General features: G+C 61.1%; 16 protein-coding genes. 5 read left to right on the top strand and 11 right to left on the bottom strand.

The genetic code is table 11. The features are described from left to right. Positions 1-175: 175 nt before the first annotated feature. From ntrC to dusB, 3 genes are read right to left on the bottom strand one after another with little or no spacing between them, the layout of a single operon-like run. On the bottom strand, positions 176-1621 hold the full coding sequence (gene ntrC, locus AB4Z24_RS07845) for a nitrogen regulation protein NR(I) (protein WP_441707207.1): 1446 nt from the start codon (positions 1619-1621) through the stop codon (positions 176-178). Further along, positions 1621-2787 carry a two-component system sensor histidine kinase NtrB gene (locus AB4Z24_RS07840; RefSeq protein WP_441707205.1) on the bottom strand — a complete coding sequence of 389 codons (1167 nt, stop codon included), beginning with the start codon at positions 2785-2787 and terminating at the stop codon, positions 1621-1623. The genes ntrC and AB4Z24_RS07840 overlap by 1 nt, the downstream gene beginning before the upstream one ends. Then, a complete protein-coding gene (gene dusB / locus AB4Z24_RS07835; RefSeq protein WP_441707203.1) occupies positions 2784-3770 on the bottom strand; it encodes a tRNA dihydrouridine synthase DusB in 987 nt (328 codons plus the stop codon). The genes AB4Z24_RS07840 and dusB overlap by 4 nt, the downstream gene beginning before the upstream one ends. 280 nt (positions 3771-4050) lie before the next feature. Here dusB and AB4Z24_RS07830 point away from each other — a divergent pair, with 280 nt between their 5' ends. From AB4Z24_RS07830 to AB4Z24_RS07810, 5 genes are all read left to right on the top strand, one after another. Next, positions 4051-5235: a bifunctional 2-C-methyl-D-erythritol 4-phosphate cytidylyltransferase/2-C-methyl-D-erythritol 2,4-cyclodiphosphate synthase gene (locus AB4Z24_RS07830; protein ID WP_441707201.1), complete on the top strand. Its 1185-nt coding sequence runs from the start codon at positions 4051-4053 to the stop codon at positions 5233-5235. Next, on the top strand, positions 5232-5852 hold the full coding sequence (locus tag AB4Z24_RS07825; RefSeq protein WP_441707199.1) for a cation transporter: 621 nt from the start codon (positions 5232-5234) through the stop codon (positions 5850-5852). The genes AB4Z24_RS07830 and AB4Z24_RS07825 overlap by 4 nt, the downstream gene beginning before the upstream one ends. Before the next feature lie 156 nt (positions 5853-6008). Continuing rightward, entirely contained in the window at positions 6009-6494 is a 486-nt protein-coding gene (locus AB4Z24_RS07820; RefSeq protein ID WP_441707197.1) for a MarR family winged helix-turn-helix transcriptional regulator, read from the top strand. A gap of 95 nt (positions 6495-6589) precedes the next feature. After that, on the top strand, positions 6590-7093 hold the full coding sequence (locus tag AB4Z24_RS07815; protein WP_441707196.1) for a CinA family protein: 504 nt from the start codon (positions 6590-6592) through the stop codon (positions 7091-7093). Further along, positions 7090-7947 carry a pentapeptide repeat-containing protein gene (locus tag AB4Z24_RS07810; RefSeq protein WP_441707194.1) on the top strand — a complete coding sequence of 286 codons (858 nt, stop codon included), beginning with the start codon at positions 7090-7092 and terminating at the stop codon, positions 7945-7947. The genes AB4Z24_RS07815 and AB4Z24_RS07810 overlap by 4 nt, the downstream gene beginning before the upstream one ends. Here the strand turns inward: AB4Z24_RS07810 and AB4Z24_RS07805 are convergent. From AB4Z24_RS07805 to AB4Z24_RS07770, 8 genes are all read right to left on the bottom strand, one after another. Further along, positions 7944-8414, bottom strand: a complete 471-nt coding sequence (locus AB4Z24_RS07805) for a type II toxin-antitoxin system RatA family toxin (protein ID WP_441707192.1) — start codon at positions 8412-8414, stop codon at positions 7944-7946. The genes AB4Z24_RS07810 and AB4Z24_RS07805 overlap by 4 nt on opposite strands. 93 nt (positions 8415-8507) lie before the next feature. Further along, positions 8508-8762 carry a GlsB/YeaQ/YmgE family stress response membrane protein gene (locus AB4Z24_RS07800; protein ID WP_441707191.1) on the bottom strand — a complete coding sequence of 85 codons (255 nt, stop codon included), beginning with the start codon at positions 8760-8762 and terminating at the stop codon, positions 8508-8510. Positions 8763-8824: 62 nt separating this feature from the next. Then, the gene (locus AB4Z24_RS07795) at positions 8825-9112 is read right to left on the bottom strand and encodes a hypothetical protein (RefSeq protein WP_441707189.1); all 288 of its coding nucleotides are present in this window, start codon (positions 9110-9112) and stop codon (positions 8825-8827) included. A gap of 199 nt (positions 9113-9311) precedes the next feature. Then, a complete protein-coding gene (locus tag AB4Z24_RS07790) occupies positions 9312-9692 on the bottom strand; it encodes a hypothetical protein (RefSeq protein WP_441707188.1) in 381 nt (126 codons plus the stop codon). A 232-nt stretch (positions 9693-9924) separates the two neighbouring features. Beyond that, positions 9925-10254 (bottom strand): DUF5076 domain-containing protein, encoded by a 330-nt coding sequence (locus AB4Z24_RS07785; RefSeq protein ID WP_441707186.1) that lies wholly within the window; start codon positions 10252-10254, stop codon positions 9925-9927. 131 nt (positions 10255-10385) lie between these two features. Then, the gene (locus AB4Z24_RS07780; protein ID WP_441707184.1) at positions 10386-10718 is read right to left on the bottom strand and encodes an FtsB family cell division protein; all 333 of its coding nucleotides are present in this window, start codon (positions 10716-10718) and stop codon (positions 10386-10388) included. A 132-nt stretch (positions 10719-10850) separates the two neighbouring features. Further along, the gene (locus AB4Z24_RS07775) at positions 10851-11195 is read right to left on the bottom strand and encodes a hypothetical protein (RefSeq protein ID WP_441707182.1); all 345 of its coding nucleotides are present in this window, start codon (positions 11193-11195) and stop codon (positions 10851-10853) included. Positions 11196-11462: 267 nt separating this feature from the next. Next, positions 11463-12794 carry a porin gene (locus AB4Z24_RS07770; RefSeq protein WP_441707180.1) on the bottom strand — a complete coding sequence of 444 codons (1332 nt, stop codon included), beginning with the start codon at positions 12792-12794 and terminating at the stop codon, positions 11463-11465. Between the last annotated feature and the right edge of the window lie 155 nt (positions 12795-12949).

The following is a 12949-nucleotide window of genomic DNA, read 5'->3' as shown; positions in this document are numbered from 1 at the left end:
CTTCTTTGTATCGGGCCTGCCGACAGCGACGACAACGCTACAGCTGCGAACTACCAACAGCCTAACTGTGACATTTTCGCGACGGGTGTGGCGCACATCAAGCGCCAAACGCGTCTTCGGTCAAGGCCTGTGGAGAACTTCTGGGGTGCAGAGGTCGTTTGGCCGGATTCGGCGGTCAGCCCTCAACAGTCCGGAAAACCCGGATGTTGAGGTCGCGAATGCGCGCGCGCAGCGTGTTCCGGTTGAGCCCAAGAAGCTCCGCGGCACGAATTTGATTGCCGCGCGTCGCGGCCAGCGCGGCGCTGAGCAGGGGTTTCTCGACGTCGCGGATAACCCGGTCGTAAAGGCCGGGCGGCGGCAGATCGTTGCCGAATGTCGAGAAATACCGCTGGAGGTAGCGTTCGACCGCCTCTCCTAGGTCGGCGCTTTCCGCGGCCCCTCCGCCTTGCGGCGTGAGTGCGGAGCCCGCGAGTTCCTGCTCGACAATCTGTGCGGTCAGAGTGTCCTGCGTGTAGAGGGCGACGAGGCGGCGGACGACATTTTCCAGCTCGCGGACGTTGCCGGGCCAGGGATGCGCCTTCAGCCGTTCGATGGCGGCGCTCTCGATCGATTTCTGTCCGAGGCCTTCCCGCGAAGCCTGTCGCAGGAAGTGGCGGACGAGATCGCCGATATCTTCGAGGCGCTCCCGCAGCGGTGGCAAACGGATCGGCACGACATTCAGCCGGTAGAAAAGATCTTCGCGGAAGAGGCCCTGCTGAATCTGCGTTTTCAGATCGCGGTGGGTCGCGGCGATGATGCGGACGTTGGTCTTGATCGGCGTGCGGCCGCCGACGGTTGTGTATTCGCCCTGCTGCAGCACGCGCAACAGCCGCGTCTGCGCTTCCAGCGGCATGTCGCCGATCTCATCGAGGAACAGCGTGCCGCCTTCGGCCTGCTCGAAGCGGCCCGGTGTGCGGGTCTGAGCGCCGGTGAAGGCGCCCTTCTCATGGCCGAAGAGTTCGCTCTCGATCAGCTCGCGCGGTATTGCCGCCATGTTGATCGCGACAAACGGACCGTGACGGCGCTTGCCATAATCGTGCAGCACGCGCGCGACGAGTTCCTTGCCCGTACCGCTCTCGCCGTTGATCATGACCGTCAGATCGCTCTGCGTCAGCCGGGCAAGGACGCGATAAATGTCCTGCATGGGCAGCGAGCGGCCGATGAGCGGCAATTCATCCGTTTCGCGCTCCGTCGTCACCGTCTGGCGTTTGCGGCCCGGCTCCGACAGCGCGCGCGAAACGACAGCCACGACTTCGTTGAGATCAAACGGCTTCGGAAGATATTCGAAGGCGCCCTTCTCGGCTGCCGTCAACGCCGTCATCAGCGTGTTCTGCGCGCTCATGACGATGATCGGCAGATCCGGACGCAGTTTCTTCATGCGCGGAATGAGATCGAAGGCGTTTTCATCCGGCATGACGACATCGGTAATGACGACGTCGCCCTCGCCCTGGCTCACCCAGCGCCAGAGCGTTGCCGCATTGCCCGTCGCACGGGGCGCGAAACCGGCGCGCGCCAATGCCTGGTTCAAGACGGTACGAATAGCTGTATCGTCGTCGGCGATAAGGATAGTGCCTCTGGCCATCACGTCTCTCTCGTGGTCGGCACGGGAGCTGGCCGCGTGCGTTGCATGGGAAGCAGCACGCGGAAGATCGTGCGCTTGGGCTCACTTTCACATTCGATGATGCCGCCGTGATCGGCGATGATCTTGGCGACGAGGGCAAGGCCGAGGCCGCTGCCGGACGCTTTCGTGGTGACGAACGGGTCGAACAGGTGCGGCTTCAGATGTTCGGGAATACCGCAGCCGTTGTCCTCGATCTGGATCATCAGAGGGAGGCTGACGCGCGTATCGGAACCGGGAAGCGACAGGCGGACACCGGGCCGGAACGCCGTCTGCAGGACGATGCGGCCGGAGTCGGTCTTGTCGCCGATCGCTTCCGCGGCGTTCTTCAGAAGATTGAGGAAGACCTGCACGAGCTTGTCGCGATTGCCGAGCACGCTCGGCAACGAGGGATCGTAATCTTCGACGTAACGGACGTTGCGACCGAACCCGTGCTCCGCGATGCGTTGCACGTGATTGAGAACGTCATGAATGTTGACGGCATCCTTCGTGATCGGGCGTTCGTCGCCGAACACCTCCATACGATCGACGAGATTGCGGATGCGATCCGTTTCGGAGCAGATGAGCTGGGTCAGCGCGCGATCTTCGTCCGAAAGAGCGGGCTCGAGCAACTGCGCGGCGCCGCGAATGCCGGACAACGGATTTTTGATCTCATGGGCCAAAACTCCGGCCATACCGGAGACGGAGCGTGCCGCCGCGCGATGCGTCAACTGCCGCTCGATCATCTGAGCCATCGAGCGCTGCTGCAGCATGACAAACATGTTGCGCGGCTCTTCCGGCAATGGGCCGCCGTAGACATCGACGAGTTTCGCGCCCGAGAACCGCGGCGTCGCGACTTCAATTCCGTATTCATTGACGGTCGAACTCGTGGCCTGAACCTGCTCGATCAATCCGAGCAACGGGCAACCGAACGCAACGATGTCGGAAATCCGGCTTCGCGTCAGCGCCGAGGCGCTCATCGAGAAAAACGCTTCGGCAGCGGTGTTGGCAAAAACAATAGATTGATCGTTGGCGATGACGAGTATCGGGTGCGGCAGCGCACTCAATAAATCCTCGCAATCGACGACCCTTGCGGGCGGCGGTGCCGAAGCGCGCTCAGATTTCCGTACCGATGCCGACTTGCTACTCATGCCGCGCGGGACTCCGTAGAAGCATAGAACGTCTTAAGGCCATCGAGGACGCGTCCGGGATCGAGCATCGTGCAGAGCTTGGCTCGCCAGGACTTGACGACCGCTTCGCTCGCGCCGCTTGACGCTAAATACCAACCGATGTGTTTGCGTGCGTTGCGCACGCCGAGTTCGTTGCCGTAGTGAGCGAACATCGCTTCGACGTGCTCGAGGGCGATATCGCGTTGCGCGTCGAGCGCCGGATCGCCGCCATCGCGACCTGAGGATAGGAAGCCCGCAATCCGCCCAGGCATCCAAGGCGCGCCGTAAGCGCCGCGCCCGACCATGACGCCTCTGGCGCCCGATGCGTCGAGCGCCTGCTTCGCATGTTCTGGGTTGAGAATGTCACCGTTGACCAGGACGGGAAGCGACGTCGCTTCGACTACGGAGCGCACTGCGGACCAATCAGCGGTGCCGGTGAAGAACTGGCATCTGGTGCGGCCGTGCACGGTGATCAGCTTGACGCCCTCCGCCTCCGCGCGCTTCGCCAGCTCCGGGGCATTGCGGGTGCCGTGGTCCCAGCCAAGCCGCATCTTCAGCGTTACCGGCACCTTGACGGCGCCAATCACGGATTTGATGAGCGCTTGGGCGTGGTCGAGATTGCGCATGAGCGCGGAGCCCGAAAGCTTGCCCGTCACTTCTTTCGCAGGGCAACCCATATTGATGTCGATGACGTTCGCGCCCTTCGCTTCCGCGATGCGGGCGCCTTCGGCCATCCACCGCTCTTCGCGGCCGGCGAGTTGTATGACGAATGGTGTGAGGTCCCGGCCTTCGACGCGGCGCAGCACGTCGAAGCGCGATTTGACCAATTCCTCGCTCGCGACCATTTCGGAAACGACGAGGCTCGCTCCGAGGCGGTGCGCAAGACGGCGGAAGGGCAGATCGCTCACTCCCGACATCGGCGCCAGAACCGCAGGTGGTGCACCGTTTACTATGTCTTCTAACATACGGGCGAAACCAGTCCCCAACCGCTGCCTATTCCATGAGCAGATCGAATTTGTGCTGCGAGTTTGGGCAGACTAGGCGCCGGGCGGCCATTTCGCAAGGGTGAACAATACCTTTTGGAATTGCCGATTTGACGCGGCTGAGCATCTGGCGGCTATGAAATTGGCATCCAGCGGTCCGTTCGCCTCATTTTCATAAGCAACGGGGTGTTGCGAAAGATCCCGCCAGCGGGCACGGAAGGCCGGGGCTTCAGGCATCGAGCATTTCTAAGGAGATCACATCTTGCGCATTGCCGCTTTGATCGTCGCGGCCGGTCGGGGGACGCGTGCTACTGCCCAGGGCTCAGGCCCCAAGCAATATGCGGCCATTGGAGGCAAAACGGTCCTTACCCGTGCCATCGATGCATTCGCGCGCCATCCCGAGGTCGATGAGATCAAGGTCGTCATCCATCCGGACGATGCCGATCTCTATAAAAACGCCACCGAGGGGTGCGGCTCCGGCAAACTTTCAGCTGCGGCGACCGGGGGTGCGAGTAGGCAAGCGTCGGTGCTCCGGGGGCTCGAGGCTTTGACTGCGTCAGCGCCGGACGTCGTCCTGATCCACGATGCGGCGCGGCCGTTTGTTTCGGCAAAAACCATCTCGAACGTGATCGCGGCGCTTCGGGAGCGGCCCGCGGCGCTCGCAGCACTTCCCGTTACGGACACCTTGAAGCGAACGTCCGGTGACGGCCTCGTGACGGAGACGGTGGCGCGCGCCGGACTATGGCGGGCACAAACGCCGCAAGGATTTCAATTCGCGCCGATCCTCGATGCCCACCGCGCCGCGGCCGCAAAGGGATTGGATACGTTCACCGACGATGCCGCGATCGCGGAATGGGCCGGCCTCAAGGTCGCGGTCGTCGAGGATTCGATCGGCAACATCAAAATTACAACGGCAGAGGATCTCGAATTGGCCGACCGGCAAATGACAAGTGCACGCGAACCTCGCACCGGCACGGGCTTTGACGTCCATCGCTTTACGGACGGCGATCATGTTTGGCTCGGCGGCGTGAAAATTCCGCACACGCATAAATTGGAAGGTCACTCCGATGCCGACGTGGTGCTGCACGCATTGACGGACGCTCTGCTTGGAGCCATCGGAGACGGCGACATCGGCCAGCACTTCCCTCCCTCGGATCCCAAATGGAAAGGCGCGGCGTCGCGGCTGTTTCTCGAGGACGCTGCCCGCCGCATTCGAGAAATCGGTGGGCAGATCGGCAATGTCGACATAACGGTTTTAGCGGAAGCGCCGCGCATCGGCCCGCACCGGCCGGCGATGCAGCAATTGATCGGCGACGTCCTTGGCCTTCCTCCGAACCGCGTCGGTATCAAAGCCACTACAATGGAATGCATGGGTTTCGTCGGCCGCCGCGAAGGGATTGCCGCCATGGCCACGGCGACGGTGTTTGTTCCGGCTGAAGGCAAATGAGCGAAGAGCCCGATCCAACACTTGGCGACGTCGCGACAAATCTCGCGCTGCGATCGGCGGTTCGAAATGCCGCCGTTCTCAACCTCGGATATTTCGGTGTCGAGTTCGCGGTTGCGCTCGCGATCGGATCGGTTGCGCTCTTTGCCGACAGCGTCGATTTTCTCGAAGACGCCGCAATCAATTTGCTGATCCTCGCTGGCTTGGGGTTCAGCGCTGCTCGCCGAGCCAAGCTCGGGATGCTCCTTGCAGCGATTATTCTCGTTCCAGGCCTCGCGACGCTTTGGACGGCCTGGCAGAACTTTTCCGATGGCCGGGTTCCCGATGCGATGTCGCTCAGCATCACGGGTTTCGGTGCGTTCATGGTCAACCTCGCCTGCGCGCGAATGCTCGCACCCTTCCGAACGACGGGCGGAAGTCTGACCCGGGCTGCATTCCTGTCAGCGCGTAACGATGTGGCGGCGAACGTCGCGATCGTGGTGGCAGGGCTACTGACTGCGGCCACGGCGTCTCGCTGGCCGGACCTCATCGTCGGACTTGGCATTGCGGCATTGAACGCGGGCGCAGCCCTCGAAGTTTATAATGCCGCGCGGGATGAACACGTTTCGGCTAAATCGTGACCCTCGCGTTGCATGCGCTGTCAATTCGACTTTCGGAGAGAATTGATGCTGCTTTGCAATGGCGTTCGTCGTTGACCATCAAGGCAGAATCGCGGCATCAAATGGTTAAGTGGTTGTATTGCCACGACCCACGAGAGTGCTCATACGGGAGCCGATATGAACATCATGCCCCAAAATCTTGAACGCAAGCCGGTCGACGACGCCATCAGCACAATTGCTGAGGCACAATCGGAGATGTGCTTGGCGACCCGTGTGCGTCAGCTCTCGCGTATCGTCACGAGAGTTTATGATGATGCCTTGCGCCCACTCGGCATCACCGCGAGCCAGTACACGCTGCTCGCGCAATTGGCTTCTCGTGACGGTATCACGGCCGTCGAGATCGGACACGAACTCGACATTGAGAAGTCCACTCTCTCGCGCAACTTGAAGCGACTGCTCGCACTCGGCCATATCATCATGGATCCTCCCGCCGGACGGCGTGGACGCGGCCTGCACCTTACGCCCAAAGGTCAAGCCGTTCTGAAGGATGCCTATCCGATCTGGCAGGATGCCCAGAAGCGAACTGTCGGGGCCATGGGTTCCGATAGCCGGTCCGTTCTCGATAGCCTGCTTTCACACGCGGAAGTCCTGGCCGCGGCTTGATCAGCCAAGTCGTTTGCAGTTTTTTCTCTCTCTAGATAGCCTTGCCGGGGAGTGCTTCATTTGAAGCACTCCCCGCTGGCATTTTGGGAGCAACGGTGAGCCTCGACGTGTTTCCTGCAGACGTACTCGAAGATGCCAGCCGGCTCATTGATGCCCTGAGGGCCCGGCGAAGGCTGCTGGGAGCAGCCGAAAGCTGCACGGGCGGCCTCGTCGCCGGCGCAATAACCGCCATTGCCGGGTCGTCAGACGTCTTTTTCGGCGGGTTCGTCACTTACGCGGACGAAGCAAAGTCGGGCATGATCGGCGTCGATGCCGAACTCATCAGGCAACATGGCGCGGTTAGCGAAGCGGTTGCCCACGCAATGGCCGACGGCGTCATTCGCAAGACCGGCGTCGATCTCGCCGTTTCGATCACAGGCATTGCCGGTCCAGGCGGCGGCAGTCCGCATAAGCCCGTAGGCCTAGTTTACATCGGGATCGCTTCCGTCTTCGATGCGCCACGCGTCGAACGTCATACATTTGGGGAAATCGGGCGGGATGAAGTTCGTCTCGCGAGCCTCCGGGCCGCCCTTAGAATGCTCCGAGAGGCTGCCGTATGAGACGGGCGGGATCTTTGGTTTCAGGTGGCGGCGCCGGTTTTCTGGCGATGCTTGGCGTCTTCATTGCCTTGGGCTTGGGCTCGGGTTCGGCCGGAGCGGCTGACATGTCGGCGCGGGACGTCTCGATCCTCGTCTTTCGCGCCGCGCCGGGCAGCCACCCTTCCCTCAACAAACGGGATTTGGCCCGGCTCGATCTTGCCGGCCTCGACTTCAAAGAGGCTGATCTCAGTCAGTCCAATTTGTTCGGAGCCGATCTCTCTGGAGCCAACCTTTCCAACACCAACCTGACGGGCGCAAACCTCGACCGCGTCACGCTGGTCGGCGCCCGCCTCGATGGCGCACGTCTCGACAACGCCAGCCTGATGCGCCCGTCGACGTTCTCCACCCTGGCGCCGCTGCCGGTCGAGGCGCCGAGCCTCAAGGCCGCTTCGCTGCGCGGAGCGCGGTTTTTCGGAACCTTCGCGAGTTCGGATTTCTCCGGAGCCGATCTTACCGATTCTCATTGCGCGCCGACCAATACGACAGGATTCATCGAGCATATCTGGCGGACCGATTTCACAAGCGCCAAGCTCGTGGGGGCGATCCTGACCCGGGCCGACATGGGCCGCGCCCAATTGAGTTTCGCTCACCTCAATGGCGCGATCATGCGCGATGTCATCCTGCGCGGAGCCGATCTCTCCGGCGCGGATCTCTCGGGCGCCGACCTGACGAATGCTGATTTGACCGGTGCCGACCTCACCGACGCGGACGTTCGCGGCGCCAATCTCTCCGGCGCCAAGCTTGGCGATGCCAAAGGCCTCGACAGGCTCAGGGGTTTGGAACTTGCGAAAGACTTAGGGAAGAGTGTCCGTTAGGTCCCGGCTGTCTTCGCCGACGTCGTACCGTAGACTTGTGCCGCGCGCTCTTCGAAGGCGTGCGTGAAGCGTCTGAAGGCCTGATCGAACATCGTACCCATCAGAACGCCGAGCAGTTTCGAGCGAAACTCGTAGTCGATGAAAAAGTCGACCATGCATCCGGACGGGTCGTCCTCGAATTTCCAACGGTTCTCGAGATGCTTGAACGGACCGTCGAGGTAGCTGACATCAATCTGGCGGGCTGGCCTGTCGACGACGACGCGGGTCGTGAAACTTTCGGCGATGGTTTTATAACCGACACTCATGCGCGCCGTCAGATCCTCTCCAGCTGTGGTTTGCTGGCGGGAAAGCACCGTCAGGCCGGTGCAAAGCGGAAGAAACTCAGGATATTTTTCGATGTCGGCGACGAGCGCGAACATTTGCTCGGCCGAAAAGCGGGCGTGCCGCTGGGTGGAAAACGATGGCATGGCGCCGGTCTTATGGCACGGCTGGCAGCGTCGGGAAAAGCGTATGCTTCACGCGGCCGCACCGCGCGGGGTGCAGCCGATCGCGCTGGCCGACTAAGCGATCAAGCGCGCGAGCAGAACGATGACAATCGCGCCAATCGCCGCCGTGACGACTTCCGAGACGAAGGCGTTTCCGATCCCGAGATTGATGCCCAGCGCCCGAAACAGATAACCGCCGACAAAGGCACCGATAACGCCGGTGATCAGGTACCGGATCAGGCCATTCCCTCCCACGACGAGGGAAGCAAGAAAGCCGGCGATAATTCCGATGATCGCGAAGACGATCAGTTCGCGCGTTTGCGTGTCCATTTTTCGCTCCAACGCATTTCCGGTCGCGTGAGGCGCGATGCCCGGTTCTTCAATTCCCCGCCTCAAACGTGGCAGCGGGCGCCCAGATACTGGTTCAGCAGGTCGTTGTACTTGTCGACGTCGGCGCGCTGGGCGGGCGTCAGCTTGCCGCCGCTGCTGGCGCGTTCAACCTGAGCGGGCACGCCCTTCGAATCCAGTCGATTGAGCTCACCGCGAATCGAACCGCACGACTCACCCGGAGGAAGAGGCCTCGCTCCCGGATCGCCGCCGTTGTTTCCTGCAGCGCCGCCACATCCCTGCAGCGCCCCGGAGAGGGCGATCACGAAAGCAACAGCTAAACAACCCCGCATTATTCGTCCCACTTAGCTTGAATCTACGAAGAGGATTCCGAAACAAAATTTCTTCCGACGTTGCAGAGATCACAGCCTGGGAGCCTTCGCAATCCCCCGTGGCCATCCTGTGGCACTGCGGCAATAAAGGTTTCAAAATGGCCGCATCTAGCGCGCCAATACGGCGCGCTAGGCCTCATTCCGTCGAAACCAGGATTCGTCAGTTCGCAGCTGGGAGCGAAGCCGGCGGCTTGGAGGGCTGTTGGGCTGCAACCTGGTTTGGAATGCCGGCGCCGCACTTCGACTGGAACTCGCCGTAGGCCTTGTTGAGTTCGGCCTGCTTCTGCAGAGCGGTGCGCTTCACTGAAACCTGGGCGCCCTTGCCGTCGGCTGCCTTCTCCAGCTTATCGATCGTGCCGTCGGCCTTCAGCGTGTTGATCTGGCTGGCGAGCGTGGCGCAGGCAGGATCAGCTTTCGCTGCCGTCTTTTCCGGCGTGGTGACGGATGCTGTCGAAAGATCCAGTCCCGAGTTCGCGCAGCCGCACGTCAAAGCCGCCGCAACAGCGATAAAACCGATTTTGCCAATATGAACTTTTCTCATCGAAACCCCCAGGGAGTTGCCACCCACAACTCGACGCGCACCTCATCACTGCTTAGCGATTGGGCGGTACGCGGCGCAAGGCGGCGAGGCCCAGTCATCCCCGTCAAATTGGGCGGAGACCTACGGAGAGCGGCCGAAAGTGTGGACATCGACGATCTGGCGCATATCGGCAACAGACCTTATGGCGCCGGTCTAACGTTGCCCGGTGGCGGCCTCTCGCAGTCCATGCGGCCTAATGGGTGACGCGCTTCCGAGCTTTGCCGTAGACAGCCAACTCGTTCTTCGGAAATGCTTCGTCGAAGCCTTTGCGAACGGCTGCGATCAATCGCTGTTCGCCGGTCTCTCCGTTCATGGATGCCGAGCGTGCGACGTGGTGGCCGATCTGAGCGAGCAGCCTGCCCCATTCTTCCAATCGCTCGCCGAAGGCTTCGCTGTTGAGCGTTACGACGAGCGCGCCATCGGCGACCCATGCCCTGATAAGCTCGACGGCCTGATCCGCTTCCGGCACTTCTTCGGGAATTTCGAGTTCCAGGAGGTCGTCCGCATCTTGCAAATCTGACATGTTCAACGGACTCCTTCGATGCTCCCAACGCATCTCTTGGACGTAGCCAGTCTCAGGGCGATGCTCAAGCGGCGATTAACGCTTCGGGCGCGTGCTCATCGCTAGGGGAGGGTAGTCATAAACTACGGTGCTTATTGGGCGACTATGATTTTGTCGTCACTGCGCACATAGCCAAGCATATCGCGCGCCGTCTCTTCGACGATGTCCGCATTCGGGATTTCGGGCGACAGCAGCGCGACGTCGTGGCGAAGTTTCGTGCGGACGCTCTCAAGGCCCTTGATCTCGAAGTCTACAAGCGCCGAACGTTCGGTCAGTTGCGCGCGGGCCTCGAGGCCATGCCGTCCGTAGCGGATGTGATAGGCGAAGTACGCCGTCAGCGCGACGCAGGCGAACGTCACGGCGAGCTGCTCAAGAAGCCGTCGAGCCGCGTTCGGGCTGTTCTTTGAGGAGCTGAGATAGGGCACGCTTCGATCCCCACGAAAAGGGCGACAACGAGGATATACGAAGCGGTGGCTTAAAAGCGGGTAAACCCCGGGTCATATCCGGACACAGTCATATCGGATCACGGGCGCAAGCGCTTGCACGCCGCCAAAGACCTAGAAGCGATGTTTCACCGACCCGTGAATCATCAGATCCTTCTGGTCGTCCGAGTTCGCATCGGGGTCCGCGGCTCTGTTGGTGTCTTCGGCGGCGCCGTAGAGAAGATCGAGGCCGAAATCCATCTTCGGCAAGGTGCCGATTTTACCCAGTCCGGGAATGCGAATTTCAGTCCCCTGGCTTTGCGAAGGAGACGACGAGTCCTGCTCCTGTGCCTTCGGCGCGTCGGGCACGGAGACGCCACCGGGGATTGCCCCGCGCTGCTCTTCCATTGAGAATACATTGGTGCTCGCTGCTGCAGCGACCGCCGCCAGCATGCCAGCCACCAGTATCAATCGTCTCACGTCTACCCCGCCATGCCTCGAAAGCACGCACATATTTCAATGTTGCGCGGTAGATAGCAGAACTTCAATGGCGTTAGTCGTCCGTTAACTGGACAACGACCGTTTCTTATCGTCGCTGTTGTACCGCAGCCATGTTGCTGGAACGACACACAGGTTGGTCCGTTCCCGGCCGCCCCCCGCCCGCCCAATTTGATCCGACTGGGACTCAACAAAAAGGGGCTGCCCGCAGGCAGCCCCAGTACTCTGACGCAAACGGGAGTTAAGCGATCAGAATTTCATCATGGCGCCAGCGATGACGGCATCGAAAGCATCAACGCTCGTCGTAACACCGGCGGTGTTGGCGATATCGCCATCCGCGTGACGGTAGACGACATAGAGGTCCATCGCGGCCGGTTCGATGTTCTGAATCACGCCTGCACCGATGAAGTTGAGGCTGGTGGAGCCCAAAGCACCGTTACGGACTGCATCGGCCCCAGTGAAACCCGAGATGCTAACGTTATTCTTGCTGCCGCCGTCATCGTGACGATACTCGCCGAACACCGTCGTCTTGCCGAGCGGGATCCACTTCTGCTCGATGCCGCCCTGGATGAAGTACATGCTGCTCGTGGCTTCCGTTCCCGAAGCGCCGAGATCAGCCACGCGGTTGTCCTTGTTCTGTCCGTAGCCGCCGTAAACATAGAGGCCCGTAGGAACGTGCATGATCGTGCCGGCAGCACCAAACAGTTGGCAATCCGTCGGGGCGGTCTTCGTCGAGCAACCAATGTTCTCGTCCGAAACTTCGCCATAACCAGCCTTGCCGAGAACTTTGAAGTCACCCCACGTGTTGGCATAGGTCAACGACAAGCCCCAGTCGTCGTCCTCACCCCAAGAAGCCGTCAGCGTAAAGCCAGCGATCGTCGGCGAGTCATAACGAACGACGTTACGGCGACCGTCCTGGCCGACCGTGCTGTTGTCGATGCCCTGCATGACGCCGTTCGCGCCGGCCCAAGTCAGGCCGCTAGCGCCGCCAATGAACGCGCCGTTATGACGAAGGTTGAAGTTGCCCTGATAAACAGCGGCCGCCTGAGCGTCCGAGAAGTTACGCGTATTGGCGCCATCGGCGTCGTCGAGCACGTGGTACAGTGCCGTACCGTCTTGGCCGACGGTAACCTTGCCGTAGTCCTTGCTCTTGATGAACCAGCTGCTTTTACGAACCGAAACGGCGTTGTTGCCGGTGCCATCCGGATTGCTCTGGTTCCAGCCCGAAGAACCCGACGAGTTGGCGCCGAGGATACCGAGCTCCAAGGTATAACCAGCCGACCAACCGGGAACGATCTGCGCTTCTCCGACGAAGCGGACGCGCGACTGCTCAAGCTTGTTGGTGCCGACATAAGCGTTGCGCTCCGTGCCGTCGTCCCAGAACATCACGCTTTCGTTGACCCAACCCGAAACCGTGAGCGAAACCTTGCGGTTACCCTTGCGGGCGGTCGTCGCTTCGAGTTCGGCAACGCGCTCTTCGAGATCGGCGCAGCAGTTGCCGCCCAGATCAGCCGCTTGCGCGGGTGTAAAGCCCATGGCCAACCCGAAGGCTGCTACTAACGCCATGCGGCTACTAGACATTTTGAATACCGACTTCATCGGTGCCCCTCTGTTTACAGACCCCAAACTTAACGGCGCGCAATCCCCTTCGCGCCGGATGCTCCCGTAAGTATTTCTCCGTGAGCAACTTACTCGTCTGCTAACCACGCCAATTTAACAGATACGTGACAGTCCGG

Source organism: Hyphomicrobium sp. 2TAF46 (genome assembly GCF_052114865.1).
Taxonomy (GTDB): domain Bacteria; phylum Pseudomonadota; class Alphaproteobacteria; order Rhizobiales; family Hyphomicrobiaceae; genus Hyphomicrobium_B.
The sequence above is the reverse complement of the archived record's forward strand: the minus strand, read 5'-3'. Positions and strand labels throughout refer to the sequence as shown.

Bases quoted from the DNA above. Each gene is read 5' to 3' on its own strand.
- AB4Z24_RS07825 (WP_441707199.1), top strand. From the start codon at position 5,232: ATGAGCGAAGAGCCCGATCCAACACTTGGCGACGTCGCGACAAATCTC.
- dusB (WP_441707203.1), bottom strand. From the start codon at position 3,770: ATGTTAGAAGACATAGTAAACGGTGCACCACCTGCGGTTCTGGCGCCG.
- AB4Z24_RS07810 (WP_441707194.1), top strand. From the start codon at position 7,090: ATGAGACGGGCGGGATCTTTGGTTTCAGGTGGCGGCGCCGGTTTTCTG.
- AB4Z24_RS07820 (WP_441707197.1), top strand. From the start codon at position 6,009: ATGAACATCATGCCCCAAAATCTTGAACGCAAGCCGGTCGACGACGCC.
- AB4Z24_RS07795 (WP_441707189.1), bottom strand. From the start codon at position 9,112: ATGCGGGGTTGTTTAGCTGTTGCTTTCGTGATCGCCCTCTCCGGGGCG.
- ntrC (WP_441707207.1), bottom strand. From the start codon at position 1,621: ATGGCCAGAGGCACTATCCTTATCGCCGACGACGATACAGCTATTCGT.
- AB4Z24_RS07785 (WP_441707186.1), bottom strand. From the start codon at position 10,254: ATGTCAGATTTGCAAGATGCGGACGACCTCCTGGAACTCGAAATTCCC.
- AB4Z24_RS07770 (WP_441707180.1), bottom strand. From the start codon at position 12,794: ATGTCTAGTAGCCGCATGGCGTTAGTAGCAGCCTTCGGGTTGGCCATG.
- AB4Z24_RS07805 (WP_441707192.1), bottom strand. From the start codon at position 8,414: ATGCCATCGTTTTCCACCCAGCGGCACGCCCGCTTTTCGGCCGAGCAA.
- AB4Z24_RS07790 (WP_441707188.1), bottom strand. From the start codon at position 9,692: ATGAGAAAAGTTCATATTGGCAAAATCGGTTTTATCGCTGTTGCGGCG.
- AB4Z24_RS07840 (WP_441707205.1), bottom strand. From the start codon at position 2,787: ATGAGTAGCAAGTCGGCATCGGTACGGAAATCTGAGCGCGCTTCGGCA.
- AB4Z24_RS07800 (WP_441707191.1), bottom strand. From the start codon at position 8,762: ATGGACACGCAAACGCGCGAACTGATCGTCTTCGCGATCATCGGAATT.